The sequence below is a fragment of the Mesorhizobium hunchu genome, assembly GCF_040081975.1.
In the GTDB taxonomy this organism is placed as follows: domain Bacteria; phylum Pseudomonadota; class Alphaproteobacteria; order Rhizobiales; family Rhizobiaceae; genus Mesorhizobium; species Mesorhizobium hunchu.
In genome coordinates, this window is record NZ_JBEBMG010000001.1 from 371,774 (window position 1) to 388,687 (window position 16,914).

General features: G+C 65.3%; 16 protein-coding genes. 10 read left to right on the forward strand and 6 right to left on the reverse strand.

The window, feature by feature from the left end; translation table 11 throughout:
• Positions 1-51: 51 nt before the first annotated feature.
• Entirely contained in the window at positions 52-594 is a 543-nt protein-coding gene (locus ABMA46_RS01865) for a protease inhibitor Inh/omp19 family protein (RefSeq protein ID WP_348997577.1), read from the reverse strand.
• A gap of 296 nt (positions 595-890) precedes the next feature.
• On the opposite strand from ABMA46_RS01865, the gene ABMA46_RS01870 reads away from it, so the two are divergent.
• The 5 genes from ABMA46_RS01870 (at position 891) to ABMA46_RS01890 (ending at position 5,970) form a co-directional block, all read left to right on the forward strand.
• On the forward strand, positions 891-1,052 hold the full coding sequence (locus ABMA46_RS01870) for a DUF1328 domain-containing protein (protein WP_348997578.1): 162 nt from the start codon (positions 891-893) through the stop codon (positions 1,050-1,052).
• 132 nt (positions 1,053-1,184) lie between these two features.
• Complete coding sequence (gene dapF / locus ABMA46_RS01875; RefSeq protein WP_348997579.1) at positions 1,185-2,069, forward strand: diaminopimelate epimerase; 885 nt, start codon at positions 1,185-1,187, stop codon at positions 2,067-2,069.
• Positions 2,069-3,367 carry a tRNA (N(6)-L-threonylcarbamoyladenosine(37)-C(2))-methylthiotransferase MtaB gene (gene mtaB / locus ABMA46_RS01880; protein WP_348997580.1) on the forward strand — a complete coding sequence of 433 codons (1,299 nt, stop codon included), beginning with the start codon at positions 2,069-2,071 and terminating at the stop codon, positions 3,365-3,367. Before dapF ends, mtaB begins: the two co-directional genes overlap by 1 nt.
• Positions 3,368-3,375: 8 nt before the next feature.
• The gene (gene ftsY / locus ABMA46_RS01885; RefSeq protein ID WP_348997581.1) at positions 3,376-5,277 is read left to right on the forward strand and encodes a signal recognition particle-docking protein FtsY; all 1,902 of its coding nucleotides are present in this window, start codon (positions 3,376-3,378) and stop codon (positions 5,275-5,277) included.
• Positions 5,278-5,304: 27 nt separating this feature from the next.
• Positions 5,305-5,970: a septation protein A gene (locus ABMA46_RS01890; protein WP_348997582.1), complete on the forward strand. Its 666-nt coding sequence runs from the start codon at positions 5,305-5,307 to the stop codon at positions 5,968-5,970.
• Between the two features lie 4 nt (positions 5,971-5,974).
• On the opposite strand, the gene lysA is transcribed toward ABMA46_RS01890, so the two are convergent.
• From lysA to argH, 3 genes are all read right to left on the reverse strand, one after another.
• Positions 5,975-7,243: a diaminopimelate decarboxylase gene (gene lysA, locus ABMA46_RS01895; RefSeq protein WP_348997583.1), complete on the reverse strand. Its 1,269-nt coding sequence runs from the start codon at positions 7,241-7,243 to the stop codon at positions 5,975-5,977.
• 34 nt (positions 7,244-7,277) lie between these two features.
• Positions 7,278-7,490: a hypothetical protein gene (locus tag ABMA46_RS01900; RefSeq protein WP_348997584.1), complete on the reverse strand. Its 213-nt coding sequence runs from the start codon at positions 7,488-7,490 to the stop codon at positions 7,278-7,280.
• Between the two features lie 91 nt (positions 7,491-7,581).
• The gene (argH, locus tag ABMA46_RS01905) at positions 7,582-8,982 is read right to left on the reverse strand and encodes an argininosuccinate lyase (protein WP_348997585.1); all 1,401 of its coding nucleotides are present in this window, start codon (positions 8,980-8,982) and stop codon (positions 7,582-7,584) included.
• A gap of 32 nt (positions 8,983-9,014) precedes the next feature.
• Between argH and tlpA the strand changes: the two genes are divergently transcribed.
• The 5 genes from tlpA to ABMA46_RS01930 all read left to right on the forward strand — a co-directional run bounded on the left by tlpA (position 9,015) and on the right by ABMA46_RS01930 (position 14,100).
• Entirely contained in the window at positions 9,015-9,713 is a 699-nt protein-coding gene (gene tlpA, locus ABMA46_RS01910; protein WP_348997586.1) for a thiol:disulfide interchange protein TlpA, read from the forward strand.
• A 146-nt stretch (positions 9,714-9,859) separates the two neighbouring features.
• Complete coding sequence (gene ugpB / locus ABMA46_RS01915; RefSeq protein WP_348997587.1) at positions 9,860-11,170, forward strand: sn-glycerol-3-phosphate ABC transporter substrate-binding protein UgpB; 1,311 nt, start codon at positions 9,860-9,862, stop codon at positions 11,168-11,170.
• A 64-nt stretch (positions 11,171-11,234) separates the two neighbouring features.
• Positions 11,235-12,119 (forward strand): sn-glycerol-3-phosphate ABC transporter permease UgpA, encoded by an 885-nt coding sequence (ugpA, locus tag ABMA46_RS01920; RefSeq protein WP_348997920.1) that lies wholly within the window; start codon positions 11,235-11,237, stop codon positions 12,117-12,119.
• A 34-nt stretch (positions 12,120-12,153) separates the two neighbouring features.
• Positions 12,154-13,002 carry a sn-glycerol-3-phosphate ABC transporter permease UgpE gene (gene ugpE / locus ABMA46_RS01925; protein WP_348997921.1) on the forward strand — a complete coding sequence of 283 codons (849 nt, stop codon included), beginning with the start codon at positions 12,154-12,156 and terminating at the stop codon, positions 13,000-13,002.
• Between the two features lie 36 nt (positions 13,003-13,038).
• On the forward strand, positions 13,039-14,100 hold the full coding sequence (locus ABMA46_RS01930) for a sn-glycerol-3-phosphate import ATP-binding protein UgpC (RefSeq protein WP_348997588.1): 1,062 nt from the start codon (positions 13,039-13,041) through the stop codon (positions 14,098-14,100).
• A gap of 100 nt (positions 14,101-14,200) precedes the next feature.
• Here ABMA46_RS01930 and ABMA46_RS01935 read toward each other — a convergent pair whose 3' ends face one another.
• Entirely contained in the window at positions 14,201-15,283 is a 1,083-nt protein-coding gene (locus tag ABMA46_RS01935; protein ID WP_348997589.1) for an ABC transporter ATP-binding protein, read from the reverse strand.
• Positions 15,280-16,848: an ABC transporter permease gene (locus ABMA46_RS01940; RefSeq protein ID WP_425475673.1), complete on the reverse strand. Its 1,569-nt coding sequence runs from the start codon at positions 16,846-16,848 to the stop codon at positions 15,280-15,282. Before ABMA46_RS01940 ends, ABMA46_RS01935 begins: the two co-directional genes overlap by 4 nt.
• Positions 16,849-16,914 lie beyond the last annotated feature (66 nt).

Below are 16,914 nucleotides of genomic sequence, written 5' to 3' on the forward strand. Positions count from 1 at the left end.
ATGAAATCAAGCCGGGCAGCGGAGGTCGCGTTCATCAGAACGCCCGCTGCCCTAGCGTGTCAGTGAGATCGGCTGACCGTTGGACGTCTGGCCGTCGAACTTCTCGCCGCCGGTGGAGTAGAGCCGCGCCAATGTCCCGCCGTCCTGATCGAAGAGGGTGAGTTGCTTGCCGGAGACGTTCCAGGACTTCACGCTGTCCATAGGCGACGGACAATGCAGCGGCCCGGCGCGATAGCCTGAGCCGAATTTTGTCTGCGGCGTCGCCACCTTGCAGCTCTGGCCGGACACGTTGACGTTCCACACGCCCGCCACGCTCGACGGCGTCAGGTCAGCGGCGGCGGCCGGCGGCTGGCCGCTCGGCGGCAGCGACGCCACCTGCGTGCCCTGGCCCGGAGCAGACGGAAACTGCGAGGGATCCGCCGTTCCCGGCTGGGCGGGCGGCGGCAGCTGGCTCGACGAAACAGTTCCCGACGGTGCGGCCTGAAGCGGCGCGGGCTGAGCGGAGTCCATCGACGAGAAGCGCGTGCTCGAACAACCGGCCACCGCGACAGCCGTCATGGAAACAGCCACCAGGCCCAGTCTCGAAAAGATCATTGTTACCTCCGTGACCCGGCCGGGCCTTCCGTCATCAAGCATTTCCTCACCAAGATGGTGAAGGTGGCAGAATTTCAACCCGATATGGTTAAAATAGGGTTTGCCGAAAAATCTGTTGCAATTTTGCCGCGATCACGCGGACGCCGTTCGAGACCGTCGGCTATTCCGACCGGCCGTACACCCGATTTGGCGCGGGCCGGCGACACAGCGTCGAAGCCCATGGCGGCCGGATGGAACCGCCGGGCACCGCATGCGTTTTCCCGCATCGCAAATATCCCATCATCGAGGAACTTCGCATGGTCAAATGGATCATCATTCTTCTGATCGTCGCCGCGGCTGCGAGCCTGCTGGGCATGCCGGCGCTTGCGGGTGCCGCAGCCACCGGCGCGCGCGTCCTGATCGGCATCGTTCTCGTCATCTTCCTGCTGGTGATCCTCGGCGTCTTCGCAGTGACCTGACCGGAGCCGAACCCCGTTACTGAACCCCGGACCCGAGCCATTGTCCGGATCGGCACGAAAGCTGTCGTCGCACTGGTAATTCCCGGCCGTTTCCGCCATATAGCGCCAAACGCTGGACGAGAACCGGGTGCGATGGCAGCGACCGTCCCTTTCGCCAAGATGAACGGAATCGGCAACGAGATTATCGTCGCTGACTTGCGCGGCCGCGCCGATCGCGTGACGGCCGCCGCCGCCGTTGCGCTCGCCGCCGATCGGGCGACCCGGTTCGATCAGATCATGGCGATCCACGATGCGCGCTCACCGGGCACCGCTCATTTCATCGACATTCTCAACGCCGACGGCTCGTCGGCACAGGCCTGCGGCAACGGCATGCGCTGCGTGGTGCAGGCGCTCGCCGCCGAGACCGGCGAGAAGACTTTTGCCCTTGAGACGCGCGCCGGTATCCTCAACGCCGTCGAGCACGAGGACGGGCTGATCTCGGTGGACATGGGCCGGCCCCGCTTCGGCTGGCGCGACATTCCGCTGGCCGAGGAGTTCCGCGACACGCGCATGATCGAACTGCAGATCGGCCCCATCGACGCCCCGGTGCTGCACTCGCCTTCGGTCGTCTCGATGGGCAATCCGCACGCGATCTTCTGGGTCGACCGCGACGTCTGGTCATACGATCTCGACCGGTTCGGGCCGATGCTGGAAAATCATCCGATCTTCCCCGAACGGGCGAACATCACCATCGCCGAAGTCACCTCGCGCGATTCGATAATCATCCGGACGTGGGAGCGTGGCGCGGGCCTAACCAGAGCCTGCGGTTCGGCTGCCTGCGCCGCCGCGGTCGCCGCCGCCCGGACGAATAGGACCAGCCGCTCCGTCACCGTCACCGCGCCCAGCGGCGGAAAGCTGGCGATCGAGTGGCGTGACGACGACCACGTGATCATGACCGGCTCTGCCGAATGGGAATTCGGCGGCACGTTCGATCCGGCGACAGGCGCCTGGACGCGCGACGCGGAAAGCGCCGCCTGATGGCTACCGACGCAAAGGGCGTAGAGGTCGTCACCTTCGGCTGCCGCCTGAACACCTATGAATCGGAGGTGATGAAGCGCGAGGCTGAAGCGGCCGGGCTGGCCACGCTCAAGGACGGCGCGATCATCTTCAACACCTGCGCCGTCACCGGCGAAGCCGTGCGGCAGGCGAGGCAATCGATCCGCAAGGCGCGGCGCGAGCATCCGGGCGCGAAGATCATCGTCAGCGGTTGCGCCGCCCAGACCGACCCGGCGAGCTTCGCCGCCATGGACGAGGTGGACCTCGTGCTCGGCAACGAGGAGAAACTGAAGGCGCATAATTACCGCGCCTTGCCGGATTTCGGCGTCAACGCCTTCGAGAAGGCGCGCGTCAACGACATCATGTCGGTGCGCGAGACGGCCTCGCATATGGTCGACGCCATCGAGGGCAGGGCGCGCGCCTTCGTCCAGGTCCAGAACGGCTGCGACCACCGCTGCACCTTCTGCATCATCCCCTACGGCCGCGGCAATTCGCGTTCGGTGCCGATGGGCGGCGTGGTCGAGCAGGTGAAGCGGCTGGCCGGCAACGGCTACGCCGAGATCGTGCTGTCCGGCGTCGACATGACTAGCTACGGCGCCGACCTGCCGGGCGCGCCGAAACTCGGCAAGCTGGTCAGGACGATCCTGCGCCAGGTTCCCGACGTGAAGCGCCTTCGCCTGTCTTCCATCGATTCCATCGAGGCCGACGAGGACCTGCTGGAGGCCGTCGCCACCGAAAAGCGGCTGATGCCGCATCTGCACCTGTCGCTGCAATCGGGCGACGACATGATCCTGAAGCGCATGAAGCGCCGCCATTTGCGCGATCAGTCGATCCGCTTCTGCGAGGACGTTCGCGGGCTCAGGCCCGGCATCGTCTTCGGCGCCGACATCATCGCCGGCTTCCCCACCGAGACCGAAGCGATGTTCGAGAACTCGCTGAGCATCGTCGAGGAATGCGGACTGACCCACCTGCACGTCTTTCCCTTCTCGCCGCGCGAGGGGACGCCTGCCGCCCGCATGCCGCAGGTCAGGCGCGAGGTGGTCAAGCAACGCGCGGCACGACTCCGCGCGGCGGGCGAGAGAGCCTATCAGCACCATCTCGCCGGACTTGACGGCACGCACCAGTCGATCCTGATCGAGCGGGAAGGCCTCGGCCGCACCGAGGGTTTTACGCTGGCCGCTATTCGATCGGGCCAACCGGGCGAGATCATCGAGGCGACCGTCACCGGCCATGACGGCGCGCGGCTTCTAGCAGCGCCGGTGGCGGCACGGGCGGCCTGAGGAACGGCATGGCATTCGGTTTCATCAAGAAGGTCTTTTCCTTCGGCAAGAAGGAAGTCGTCGAGGAGAAGATCGACGAGACGGCCCCACTGCCGCCGCTGAATTTCGACGCGCTGAAACCCGCACCGGCGGATGAGGCTGCGCCCGATACCATGCTCCCCTCTGAGGGGAGGATGGTCGCGGAGCGGTTGGAAGAGGCAGGTGACGCGGCAAAGGGCTTGGAAACGCCGGGCCTGGCCGAGACAACCCCCTCTGGCCCTTCGGACCTCCCTCTCGAGGGAGGAGAGATACCCGCGCCAGTCGAACTGTCGCAAGCCGAGCCCGAGCCCGAACCTGCGCCGCCGTTGCAAGAGCATGTGACGCAAGCGCCGGAACCCGTTCCATCGGAAATCCCGGCAAAGCCCGAGCCCCAGGAGCCGGAAGCTCCTGCGCCCGTACCGGCGGAACCCGCACCTCAGGAAATTCCAGCCGAACCCGCGTCGGAACCGGAAACGCCACAGCCGGTCGAACCCGCCCCGGACCGTCCGTCGAAGCCGGTGGAAGTTCCCCCTCCGTCGCAGCCGAAACCCCAACCGCAGCCGATCGAAATAGCGCCGGGACCGTCGGTCGAAGTGCCGTCCGCGCCGCCGCAGGAAGACCCTGCGCAGCAACCGGCCGAGGTGCCGGCCGAACCTGTGCCGCCGGAAGCACCCGCGCCGTCGCCGTCTGCCCATTCGCGGGATGAAGGCGAGAGGCAGCATCGGCCTCCTCAGAACGGATCGGTTCAGCCCGCGGACCTCGCGCCCGTGCAGCCCTCTGTTCCAATGGAAGCGCCGACGCGCGATGCCGCCGCTCTTCCCCCATCCGACCATCTGCCCGTGAGCGAGGACAGGGAAACCGCCGCCAAGCCACCGCCGGCCTCTCCTGCGAACGGAAAGGATGCGGTCAAGGTCACCGTCGCCAAAAAGGTCGAGCAGAAGGCCGAACCGGTTGCCGCGCCGGAGCTCGTGGCGAAAAAATCCTGGTTCCAGCGGATGCGCGAGGGGCTGTCGCGCTCGTCGCGCGAGCTCACCGGCAACATCGCCGGCGTTTTCACCAAGCGCAAGCTGGACGAGGACACGCTGCAGGATCTGGAGGACATCCTCATCCGCGCCGATCTCGGCGTCGAGACGGCGTTGCGCGTCACTGATTCGCTCGCCTCCAGTCGCTATGGCAAGACCATCGCCGACGACGAGGTTCGCGCCGTGCTGGCGGAGGAGATCGGCAAGGTGCTGACGCCGGTGGCGCAGCCGCTGGAACTCGATCTGTCCCACAAGCCGCATGTCATCCTCGTCGTCGGCGTCAACGGCACGGGCAAGACCACGACCATCGGCAAGCTCGCGGCCAAGCTGACCGAGGGCGGCCTTTCGGTCATGCTGGCGGCCGGCGACACCTTCCGCGCCGCCGCGATCGAGCAGCTCAATATCTGGGGCGAACGCACCCGGTCGCCGGTCGTCGCAAGCAAGCTCGGCGCCGACGCCGCCGGCCTCGCCTACGATGCCTTCGAGAAGGCGAAGGAAGCCGGCACCGACGTGCTCATCATCGACACCGCCGGCCGCCTCCAGAACAAGGCCGAGCTGATGGCGGAACTCGAAAAGATCGTGCGCGTGCTCGGCAAGCTCGATCCAGAGGCGCCGCACACCGTGCTCCAGACCGTCGACGCCACCACCGGCCAGAATGCGCTCAACCAGGTCGAGATCTTCCGCAACGTCGCCGGCGTGAATGGGCTGGTGATGACCAAGCTGGACGGCACGGCGCGCGGCGGCATCCTCGTCGCCATTGCTGCGAAACATAGACTGCCGGTCTATTTCATCGGCGTCGGCGAGCAGGTCGACGACCTCGAACCCTTTTCCGCCAGCGACTTCGCCCGCGCCATCGCCGGCGTGGCGTGAGGCCGGCCATTTCAAGATCAGGAAGCCATGAGCGACCCAATCCTCGAACGCGATCCCGCCGACCCGCAAAAGGCGAAAAAGGAACCCGTCAATCCCATACTCAAGCTGGTGTTGGAGCTTGGGCCGCTGATGGTCTTCTTCTTCGCCAACACGCGCGGTGAGTGGCTGGCGAAGAAGTTTCCGGCGCTGGCGGAGCTGGGCGGGCCGATCTTCATCGCCACCGGCCTGTTCATGGCGGCCACCGCCATCGCGCTGCTGGCGTCATGGATCCTGATGCGTACGCTGCCGATCATGCCACTGGTATCCGGCATCGTCGTCTTCGTCTTCGGCGCGCTGACGCTCTATTTGCAGGACGACGAGTTCATCAAGATGAAGCCCACCATCGTCAACACGCTGTTCGGCGTCATCCTGCTCGGCGGGCTGGCCTTCGGGAAGTCGCTGCTCGGCTACGTCTTCGATTCGGCCTTCCATCTCGACGCGGCAGGCTGGAAGAAGCTGACGCTGCGCTGGGGCCTGTTTTTCCTTTTTCTCGCGGTCCTGAACGAAGTCGTATGGAGAAACTTCTCGACCGATTTCTGGGTCGCCTTCAAGGTCTGGGGGACGATGCCCATCACCGTGCTGTTCACCATCAGCCAGATGCCGCTCATCATGCGGCATTCTTTGGACGAGCACGCGCCGGAAAAAGACCGCTAGGCGGCTACGTCAGCCAGTCCGGCATCACGTCGAGGCCGATCAGGTCCTCGTAGCTCCGGCGCGGCCGGATGACGGCGAAGCGGTCGCCGTCGACCAGAACTTCCGGCACCAGCAGGCGCGTGTTGTAGGTGCCTGCCTGCACCGCGCCATAGGCGCCCGCGGTGCCGACCGCAATCAGGTCGCCGGCTTTCAGGCGCGGCAAGTCGCGGTCGAGACCGATATAATCGCCGGTTTCACAGACCGGACCAACGATATCGACCGTCATGCGCGGCGCATCAGGCCCCGCCTGCACCACCGGGCGGATGTCATGGAAGGCATCATACAGCGTGGGCCGGATCAGGTCGTTCATGGCGGCATCGACGACGAGGAAGTTCTTTGCATCGCCTTCCTTCACGTAGATCACTTCCGCGACAAGAATGCCGGCATTGCCGACGATCAGTCGTCCCGGTTCGAACATCACCTTGAGGCCAAGCGGACCGACCCGCTTCCTGACGATCGCCGCATAGGCGTCCGGCAGCGGCGGCGGGCTGTTGTCGGTGCGGTAGGGGATGCCGAGACCGCCGCCGAGATCGACATGCTCGATCGCATGGCCGTCGGCACGCAGCGTGCCGACGAGGTCGACAAGCAGCGCGAAAGCGTCGTCGAAGGGCTGCAAATCGGTAATCTGGCTGCCGATATGAGTATCGATGCCGGTGACTCGGATGCCGGGCAGGGTGGCCGCCCGCGCATAGACCGCGCGCGCGCGCTGCCACGGAATGCCGAACTTGTTTTCCGCCTTGCCGGTCGAGATCTTCTTGTGGGTCTTCGCATCGACATCCGGATTGATGCGCAGCGACACCGGCGCGACCTTCCCGAGCGCCACAGCGCGGGCAGAAAGCAGTTCCAGTTCCGGCTCGGACTCCACGTTGAAGCACAGGATGCCCGCTTGCAGCGCGAAATCCATCTCCCGCGCCGTCTTGCCGACGCCGGAAAAGAGAATCCGGTTCGCCGGGATGCCGGCGGCGAGCGCGCGCCGCAACTCGCCTTCCGAGACGACGTCGGCACCGGCGCCGAGCCGGGCCAGCGTCGTCAGCACGGCCTGGTTGGAATTCGCCTTCATGGCGTAGCAGACCAGCGCGTCGAGGCCGGCGAAGGCATCGCGGAAAACGCGGAAATGCCGCGTCAGCGTCGCCGTCGAATAGCAGTAGAAAGGCGTGCCGACTGCTGCCGCGATGTCGGGGACCGCCACGTCCTCGGCAAAGAGCACGCCGTCGCGATAGTCGAAATGATTCACCGGCTTGGACCCGCTGGATGGAAGGACAGCGCTGTTACTGGATAAGCCTGTCGAGAATGAACGGCTTGTCGGTGACCGGCTTTGCCGGCTCCGGCGGCGGATTGGGATCCTTGGCCTTGACGGCATCCTTGCGGGCCTGGACCGCAGCCTGGTAGGGCGTATCGAGCTGTGATTTGCGTCCGCAGGCGGAAACCAGCATCACGGTCGCCGTAAGGGCCAGTGCGGTGAATATCCTTCCAGCGCTCATCGCTTCGTCCGTCCATCTTATCGGTTTCGACCCGACCACGAGCCGCACAGCCATCGCCTATAGCCGAGTTTCGTTCTCATTGCACCCGGCTTCAAGCCTTGGCGAGACGCTTCTTCCAATAGCGCACCTGCCGCCGCACCTCGACCGGCGCGGTGCCGCCGAAGCTTTTGCGGCTGGCGACCGATTTCTGCACCGACAGCACCGAAAAGACGTCGCCGGTGATGGCCGGATGGATCGATTGAAGCTCCTCCAGCGACAGCTTCTCCAGACCGACCTTCTTGCTCTCCGCCAGCGCCACCGCGCGCCCGGTGACGTGATGCGCCTCACGGAACGGCATGCCGAGTTCCCTGACCAGCCAGTCGGCGAGATCGGTAGCGATCGAATAGCCGGCGCCGGCCGCCTTCTTCATCGCCGACGTGTTGATTTCGAGGTCGCCGACCATGCCGGTCATCGCCGCCAGCATCAGGTCCAGCGTCTCGGCAGCGTCGAACACCGCTTCCTTGTCCTCCTGCATGTCCTTGGAATAGGTCAGCGGCAGGCCCTTCATGACGGTCAACAGGGCGATCAGGTTGCCGTTGATGCGGCCCCCCTTGGCGCGCACCAGCTCGGCCGCGTCCGGGTTCTTCTTCTGCGGCATGATGGAGGAGCCGGTCGAGAAGGAATCGGAAAGCCGAACGAAGCCGAACTGCGGCGTCGACCAGATGACGATCTCCTCGGCCAGCCGCGACAGATGCGTGCCGCAGATCGCCGCGACCGACAGGAACTCCAGCGCGAAGTCGCGATCCGAAACGCTGTCGAGCGAGTTGCGGGTCGGCTCGCGAAAGCCCAGCGCTTTCGCCGTCGCTTGCCGGTCGATGGGAAAGCCGGTTCCGGCAAGTGCGGCCGCGCCCAACGGGCTTTCGTCCATGCGTTCGATGGCGTCGCGCACCCGCGAAAGATCGCGTGAAAACATCTCGACATAGGCCATGCAATGATGGCCGAAAGTGACCGGCTGCGCCGCCTGCATGTGGGTGAAGCCGGGCATGACCGTCGCGGCGTGCTCCTCGGCCCGGTCGAGGAACGCGGCGATCAGTCCTTTCAGGGCCTCGGCGATGCGCAAAAGCTCGTCCTTGACCCACAGGCGGAAATCCACGGCCACCTGGTCGTTGCGCGAGCGCGCCGTGTGTAGGCGCCCTGCGGCAGGGCCGATCAGTTCGGCCAGCCGCGCCTCGACATTCATATGGATGTCCTCCAGCCGCGTGGAGAACGAGAACTTGCCGTCCTCGATCTCTTTCAGGATCGTGTTCAGCCCGTGAGCGATTTTTTCTTGATCGGCCGCCGAAATAATGCCCGTTTCGGCCAGCATGGCGCTGTGGGCGACGGAACCCCTGATGTCCTGGGCGTAGAGCTTGCGGTCGAAGTCGATCGAGGCGTTGATCGCCTCCATGACGGCGGTCGGGCCTGAGGCGAAACGTCCGCCCCACATCTGGTTGCTGGCCTTCTTCTCGCTCATCATAATGACCCTGTTTCGGAAGCGGACTTCAAATGGCAGACGGCAGAAAACTCTTCCCGGCGGCACGGCTCATCCTTATCGCGCTGGTCGCCGGCGCGCTGGTGGGCGCGGTCGCGGTATATGTCAGGGAGAACCATCTTGGCAACGCGGAGCCGCCGGCGAACACGGCAACTGCCGATCCGGACGCCGACGTCGCCTGCGCCGCCAAGGCCGCCAAGGCGAAAACGGTCGCAGCCGCCGCGACAGGGCAGGTCGCCGCCCTGCTGCCGGCCGATCCGCCGCAATCGATGAAGGCACTAGCCTTCGAGGGGCCCGACGGCAAGCCGATGACGATCGCCGACCTTGCCGGAAGAGAAGGGGTCGGCAAGACCTTGCTGGTCAATCTGTGGGCGACCTGGTGCGCGCCCTGCCGCGCCGAAATGCCCGCGCTCGACGCCCTGCAGCAGGAAGTCGGCGGCGACAAGTTCGAGGTGGTGGCCATCAACGTCGACACCGGCGATGACGCCAAGCCGAAGAAGTTCCTGGGCGAGATCGGCGTGAAGAATCTGAAGCTCTATCGCGAGCCGACGCTCAAGCTGTTCGACACCGTAAAAAAACGCGGCTTGGCGCTCGGCCTGCCGGTGACCATGCTGGTGGATGGCGACGGCTGCCTGATCGGTCATATGAACGGCCCGGCGGAATGGTCGAGCTCCGACGCGAAGCGGCTGATCGAAGCGGCGCAAGCCAGCTAAGAAGATCCGCCTTGGCTGGAAACGAAACCGAACCGAACTTCGTGTGAAAGGTCACGCAGCTATAACAAAACTGTTGTGCACCTGTCATAATCCGTCGATACTCCCGCCGCGGGTTCACCTCGCCAACGACAGATCGGGAGAGAGACATGAAGTTTCGCGGCTTTGCGGCCGGTTTCGCCGCCACCTTGACCCTGCTTTCCACCACCTCGGCCTTTGCCGTGACCAAGATCACCTGGTGGCACGCCATGACCGGCGCCAATGCCGAGGTGGTCGACAAGATTTCCAAGGACTTCAACGCCAGCCAGAAGGACTACGAGATCGTTCCCGTCTTCAAGGGCACCTATCCCGAGACGCTGAACGCCGGCATTGCCGCCTTCCGCGCCGGCCAGGCGCCGGACATCATCCAGGTCTTCGACGTCGGCACCGGCGTGATGATGGCGGCCGAAGGCGCGATCAAGCCGGTCGCGGACGTGCTGACCGACGCGGGCTTCAAGTTCGACAAGAGCCAGTACCTGCCCGGCATCGTTGCCTACTACTCCAAGCCCGACGGCACCATGCTGTCCTTCCCCTACAACTCGTCCTCGCCGATCCTTTATTACAACAAGGATATCTTCAAGAAGGCCGGGCTGGACGAGAACACGCCGCCCAAGACCTGGAACGAGGTGTGGGACGACGCCAAGAAGATCAAGGAAAGCGGTGCGGCGGCCTGCGGCTACACGTCGACCTGGCTGACCTGGATCCATCTCGAGAACTTCGCCGCCTGGAACGACGTTCCGTGGGCGACCAACCAGAACGGTCTCGCCGGCGGCACGCCGGAGCTGAAGATCAACGCGCCGATCTACGTCAATCATTTCCAGGCGCTGGCGGACCTCGCCAAGGACGGCACCTTCAAATATGGCGGCCGCACCTCCGAGGCCAAGCAGATCTTTCTGGCCGGCGAATGCGGCATCATGACCGAATCCTCGGGCGGCCTCGGCGATATCGTCAAATCGGGCATGAACTACGGCATCGGCCAGTTACCCTATGACAGCGACGCCAAGGGCGCGCCGCAGAACACCACGCCCGGCGGCGCCAGCCTGTGGGTGATGGGCGGCAAGTCCGATGAGGAATACAAGGGCGTCGCCGCTTTCTTCACCTACCTCTCGAAGACCGAGGTGCAGCAGTACCTGCACGAGAAGTCCGGTTACCTGCCTGTCACGCTCGAAGCCTATGAGGCCACCAAGAAGTCCGGCTTCTATGACAAGAACCCCGGCCGCGAGACGCCGATCCTGCAGATGATGGGCAAGGCGCCGACCGACAATTCCAAGGGCGTGCGCCTGCCTAACCTGCCGCAGGTGCGCGACATCCAGAACGAGGAGTTCGAGAAGATGCTGGCCGGCCAGGAAACGGCCCAGCAGGCGCTCGACAACGCGGTCCAGCGCGGCAACGCCGCGATCAAGGAAGCGACCGGCGGCTGATCGAGGTTGAGTTCGCGCCCACGCTTCCCGGCGTGGGCGCTCCTGGCGAACGAGGACATTCACTCTGGCCCAGCGCGTCGTCTTTCCCAACAAGGTCCTGCCGTATCTGCTGGTGGCGCCGCAGCTCGCCATTACGCTGATCTTCTTCTATTGGCCGGCGGGGCAGGCGCTCTACCAGTCCATGTTGAAGGAGGATCCCTTCGGCCTTAAATCGAAATTCGTCTGGTTCGCGAATTTCCAGAAAGTCCTCGCCGAGCCGGCCTACATCAATTCGATCAAGGTCACGATCGTCTTCTCCGTCGCCACCGCCGCGGTCGCCATGAGCGTCGCGCTGCTGCTCGCGGTGATGGCCGAGAAGGTGGTGCGCAGCAAAGGCTTCTACCGCACGCTGATGATCTGGCCCTACGCGGTGGCGCCGGCCATCGCCGGCATGCTGTTCCTCTTCATGTTCAATCCTTCGATCGGCTCGGTCGCGGTGCTGATACGGCGCATGGGAATCCCGTGGGACCCCGTGCTGAATGGCACGCATGCGATGATCCTGCTCATCGCCGCCGCCGCCTGGAAGCAGATCAGCTACAATTTCCTGTTCTTCGTCGCCGGCCTTCAGGCGATTCCGAAATCGCTGATCGAGGCGGCGGCAATCGACGGCGCGGGCGAAACCAAGCGGTTCTGGACGATCGTCTTCCCGCTGCTCGCGCCGACCACCTTCTTCCTGCTCGTCATCAACACGACCTACGCCTTCTTCGACACTTTCGGCATCGTCCATGCGGTGACCGGCGGCGGGCCAGGCAAATCTACCGAGACACTGGTCTACAAGGTCTACAATGACGGCTTCGTCAACCTGCTCCTCGGCTCGTCGGCCGCCCAGTCGGTGATCCTCATGGTCATCGTCATCGCATTGACCGCCATCCAGTTCCGCTACGTGGAAAGGAAGGTGCACTATGGCTGAACCAACCGCACCCGCCAGCGGGCACGACAGGCTGATGATCGGCCAGTCGGCGGCCGGCATCTACCTCGCCCATGCGATCCTGATCCTCGGCATACTGATCGTCGCCTTCCCGATCTACTACACCTTCGTCGCGTCGACTCACACGCTGCAGACCATCCTGCGCCCGCCGCTGCCGCTGCTGCCGGGCGCCGAATTCTGGGCGAACTACAAGGAGGCGCTGTTCGGAGGTATCGGCCGCATTGGCGGCGTCGACGTCTGGACGCTGCTCTTCAACACGACGGTGATGGCGCTCGGCATCGCCATCGGCAAGATCTGCATCTCGATCCTGTCGGCCTACGCGATCGTGTTCTTCCGCTTTCCACTCAGGATGACCTTTTTCTGGCTGATCTTCATCACCCTGATGCTCCCCGTCGAGGTGCGCATCCTGCCGACCTACAAGGTGATGGTCGATTTCGGACTGATCGACACCTATGCCGGCCTGATCCTGCCGCTGATCGCCTCGGCGACGGCGACGCTGCTGTTCCGCCAGTTCTTCATGACCATCCCGGGCGAGCTTGTCGAAGCCGCTCGCGTCGACGGCGCCGGCCCCTGGCGCTTCTTCTTCGATATCCTGCTGCCGCTCTCGCGCACCAACATCGCGGCCCTCTTCGTCATCCTCTTCATCTACGGCTGGACGCAATATCTGTGGCCGCTGCTGGTGACCAACCATAACGACATGAACACCATCGTCATCGCGCTGAGGAAGATGGTTTCCTTCGCCGATGCCGACACCCAATGGCATCTGGTGATGGTGACGGCGATGCTCGCCATCGTGCCGCCCATCCTGGTGGTGGTGCTGATGCAGCGCTGGTTCGTGCGCGGCCTTGTCGAGAACGAGAAGTGACGAGGATGGTCGCCCCATGACAGAACGGAACGCCTGATGGCCACAGTCGATCTCAAGGACGTCAAGAAGGTCTATCCCGGCGGCGTCGAAGCGGTGAAAGGCGTGTCGATCGCCATTCCCGACAAGGAATTGTGCGTGCTGGTCGGTCCGTCAGGCTGCGGCAAATCCACTTTGCTGCGCATGATCGCGGGGCTGGAAACCATCACCTCCGGCACCTGTTCCATCGACGGCAAGGTGGTGAACGCGGTCGGCCCGACCGAGCGCGACATCGCCATGGTGTTCCAGAATTATGCGCTCTATCCGCACATGAAGGTCTACGACAACATGGCCTACGGGCTGAGGAACCGAGGCACGCCGAAGGACGAGATCGACCGGCGCGTGCGCGACGTCGCCAAGACGCTGGAACTCGCCCACCTTCTCGACCGCCGCCCGCGCGAGCTTTCCGGCGGCCAGCGCCAGCGCGTCGCCATGGGCCGCGCCATCGTGCGCAATCCCAAGGTCTTCCTCTTCGACGAACCGCTGTCCAATCTCGACGCCAAGCTGCGCGGCCAGATGCGCGTCGAAATCAAGAACCTGCAGCGCGCGCTCGGCGTGACTTCCGTCTATGTCACCCATGACCAGCTCGAGGCGATGACGCTGGCCGACATACTGGTGGTGATGAACGGCGGCCTTGTCGAGCAGATGGGCGCTCCGCTCGACATCTACGAGAAGCCGGCCTCGACCTTCGTGGCGTCCTTCATCGGCGCGCCGCCGATGAACCTTCTCTCCCTCGCCGGCGATGGCTCAAACCGCACGCTTGCCGACGGCACGGCCATCGGCGTCGCCGCGCCGGCAGGCGCCGCCACACTCGGCTTCAGGCCCGAGGACGCGGAACTCTCGACGGATGGCGCGACGCCTGTGGGCGCCTTCTTGCTTCCCGTCACTGTGGAGGGCGTGGAACCGGTTGGTGCCGAGAGCTTTCTCCACTGCGCCGCTGGTGGCGGCCGCATCGTCGTGCGCGTCGCCGGCCGCGCCACGGCGAAGCCGGGAGACCGGCTGCGCGTCGTCGCGCAGGCGGAAAAGCTTCACTGGTTCGATCAGGCCGGCAAGCGAGTTTAAGGCCGAGCTCCCTGCCGAGGTCTCGCTGTCTGCTCCCAAGCGTTCGCGACCTTTGATCGTGCCGGCGGCACGATCAATTCGCCTTCGCCAAATTGGTCGCTCACCCCAGCACGTGCGCCTTGCCCGTCACGGAGATCCGTACGATCTCGCCCACGGACGGCGCATCGATGCCCGAATGCTTCAGCAATAGCGGCGTCGATCCGATCGCGGCCGCGTCCGGCGGATCGGGGTTGTTGAGAAGCCGCACCGCGATCGTGCAGACCGCGCCGGCGAATTCGCATTCGCTCACCTCCGCGAACAGCATGTCGGAAGATCCCGACATACCCTGCCGCGCGGTGCGTTTGACCGCGATCTGCTCGGGCCGCAGCATGATGCGGACGGTTTCCTTGTGCACCAGGCCTTCGACAGGAATGCGGCCGAGCCGGCATTCGGCGTGACCGTCGACGACCCGCGCCGCCAGCACGATTGCATCGCCGAGGAATTCCGCGACCATGCGGTCCCTGGGCTTCATATAGAGGTCGCGCGGACTGCCGACCTGCGAGAACGCGCCGTCGCGCATCACCGCGACCTGGTCGGCGAAGGACAACGCCTCGGCCTGGTCGTGCGTGACCAGCACGGTGGTGATGCCCGCCCCTTCCAGAAGCTCGGCCACCGCCTTGCGCATGGAGGAACGCAGGCCGGTGTCCAGCGCCGAGAACGGTTCGTCGAGCAGCATCAGGCGCGGCTTCACCGCCATCGCGCGCGCCAGCGCCACGCGCTGCTGCTGCCCGCCGGAAAGCTCGTGCGGCCGACGCTTTAGGATTCCCTTGTCCAGCCCCACGATATAGGCGAGTTCGGCGATGCGCGCCTCTCGGCCGGCTTCGCCCCGGTCCAACCCGAAGCCGATATTGTCGGCGATCGACAGATGCGGGAACAACGCGCCGTCCTGCGCCACCACGCCGATACCGCGCTGGTGCGCCGGCACGAAACGCGTCTGATCGGCCATGACGTGCCCGTCCAGGGTTATGCTTCCCTCATCGGGTGCCTCGAAGCCCGCGATCAGACGCAGCAGCGTGGTCTTGCCGCAGCCCGACGGCCCGACGATGGCCGTGCGGCTGCCCGAACGCACCTCGAGGTCGACGCCGGCCAGCGCCGTGACCGGACCGTAGCGTTTCTTCAGTCCGGAGATGGCGAGCGCGCTCATCGGCCGGCCATCCGTTTCGACTGGACGTAAAGCAGGAAGGTCAGCGGCAACGACAGCGCCACCATGATCGCCGCATAGGGGGCGGCGGCAGCGTAGTCGATCTCGCCGCTGTAGCTCCAGAAGGCGAGCGCCAGCGTGCGCACGCCGTTCGGGGCCAGCATCTGCGTCGCGGTCAATTCGTTCATGATGCCGAGCGCGGCGAGCGCGATGCCGGCGGCCGCGCCGGGAGCCGACAGCCGCACGGTGGTGGACCACAAGGCCCGCAGCGGCGGACGCCCAAGACTGCCGGCGGCGCGCTCCAGCTCCACCGGCGCCTGCGCGATGGAGGCGCGCAACGACACGACGGCGCGCGGCAGGAACATCAGCGCATAGGCGAACAGGATGGTGAACAGGGTCTGGTAGAGCGGCAGCAGCACCTGTACGGTGATCGTCACCAGCGCCAGCGCCACCACCACGCCCGGCAGCGCGCCGACGATGTAGTTGCAGGCCTCCAGCGCCCGTTGCAACCGGCCCGGCTTGCGGATCGAAAGCCAGGCGATCGGGATCGCGGCAAGTGTCGCGAGCACGCCGCCGGCCACCGCCAGAAAAAGCGTCTGCCCGACCGCCAGCGCGATGTCGCCCCATTGCCAGACCGCGCTGCCGCCCGCCAACAGCCAGCGGCCGATGGTGAGGAACGGCACGCCGAGCGAAAGCAGCGCCGTGACGACCGGAAGCGCCAGCGCGGGCAGGGTAAACCCGCCGAGGCGCGCCCGCCGGCGCATCCGTGCTGCCCCCGATCCTACGCGCGCGTAGCGCTCCTCGCCGCGCACCATCACCTCCACGCCGAGCAGCGCCAGACAACACGCAGCGAGCACGCCGGCCAGCATGTTGGCGGCAGGACCGTTGAAGGTGGACTGGAACTGGTCGACGATGGCCGTGGTGAACGTGTCGAAGCGCACGAAGACGAACAGGCCGTATTCGGCGAGCAGGTGCAGACCGACCAGCAGCGCGCCGCCACACAGCGCCAGCCTCAATTGCGGCAGCACCACGCGCCTGAACACCCGCCACGGACCCAGTCCGAGCGAGGCGGCGCCATCCTCCAGCCCCGGATCGAGTCGGCGCAGCGTCGCCGAGATCGGCAGATACATGAACGGGAAATAGGCGATGACCGAAACCAGCACGCCGGCCCCCAGGCCGTGCATACCGGGCACCAGCGTCACCCAGGCATAGGAATGCACAAAGGCGGGAACGGCCAGCGGCGCAACCGCCAAGAGCGACCAGAAGCGTGCGCCCGGCAGATCCGACCGCTCGGTGAGCCAGGCCAGTGCCACCGACAGCACGGCGCAGATGGGCACCGTTATCACTACCAGCAGGACCGTGTTCACCAGCAACTCGCCGACGCGCGGCCGCACGATCAGCGCATAGCTCTGGGCCCATCCGGTGCGGATGGTCACCCAGACAATGAAGGCGAGCGGCAGCAGTGCGAGCAGCGAGACCGCCGTCGCGGCCAGCGCAATCCAAGGCATAGGACGCCGGCGCGGCCGGGCGCCCGGCATCAAACGCAGCGACGCGCCTGTCGCCGTCATGAACAGGTCCTCGCGAGCAGCAACCGGCCCGCGCCAGAAGGCGGCGGAAGAAGGTGCCGAACAAGG

Excerpts from the sequence above, each read along its gene's own strand:
- ABMA46_RS01870 (WP_348997578.1), top strand. The coding sequence starts at position 891 with ATGGTCAAATGGATCATCATTCTTCTGATCGTCGCCGCGGCTGCGAGC.
- ABMA46_RS01865 (WP_348997577.1), bottom strand. The coding sequence starts at position 594 with ATGATCTTTTCGAGACTGGGCCTGGTGGCTGTTTCCATGACGGCTGTC.
- argH (WP_348997585.1), bottom strand. The coding sequence starts at position 8,982 with ATGAGCGAGAAGAAGGCCAGCAACCAGATGTGGGGCGGACGTTTCGCC.
- ABMA46_RS01935 (WP_348997589.1), bottom strand. The coding sequence starts at position 15,283 with ATGAGCGCGCTCGCCATCTCCGGACTGAAGAAACGCTACGGTCCGGTC.
- tlpA (WP_348997586.1), top strand. The coding sequence starts at position 9,015 with ATGGCAGACGGCAGAAAACTCTTCCCGGCGGCACGGCTCATCCTTATC.
- ABMA46_RS01890 (WP_348997582.1), top strand. The coding sequence starts at position 5,305 with ATGAGCGACCCAATCCTCGAACGCGATCCCGCCGACCCGCAAAAGGCG.
- mtaB (WP_348997580.1), top strand. The coding sequence starts at position 2,069 with ATGGCTACCGACGCAAAGGGCGTAGAGGTCGTCACCTTCGGCTGCCGC.
- ABMA46_RS01930 (WP_348997588.1), top strand. The coding sequence starts at position 13,039 with ATGGCCACAGTCGATCTCAAGGACGTCAAGAAGGTCTATCCCGGCGGC.
- ftsY (WP_348997581.1), top strand. The coding sequence starts at position 3,376 with ATGGCATTCGGTTTCATCAAGAAGGTCTTTTCCTTCGGCAAGAAGGAA.
- dapF (WP_348997579.1), top strand. The coding sequence starts at position 1,185 with ATGGCAGCGACCGTCCCTTTCGCCAAGATGAACGGAATCGGCAACGAG.
- ugpE (WP_348997921.1), top strand. The coding sequence starts at position 12,154 with ATGATCGGCCAGTCGGCGGCCGGCATCTACCTCGCCCATGCGATCCTG.
- ABMA46_RS01900 (WP_348997584.1), bottom strand. The coding sequence starts at position 7,490 with ATGAGCGCTGGAAGGATATTCACCGCACTGGCCCTTACGGCGACCGTG.
- ugpB (WP_348997587.1), top strand. The coding sequence starts at position 9,860 with ATGAAGTTTCGCGGCTTTGCGGCCGGTTTCGCCGCCACCTTGACCCTG.
- ABMA46_RS01940 (WP_425475673.1), bottom strand. The coding sequence starts at position 16,848 with ATGACGGCGACAGGCGCGTCGCTGCGTTTGATGCCGGGCGCCCGGCCG.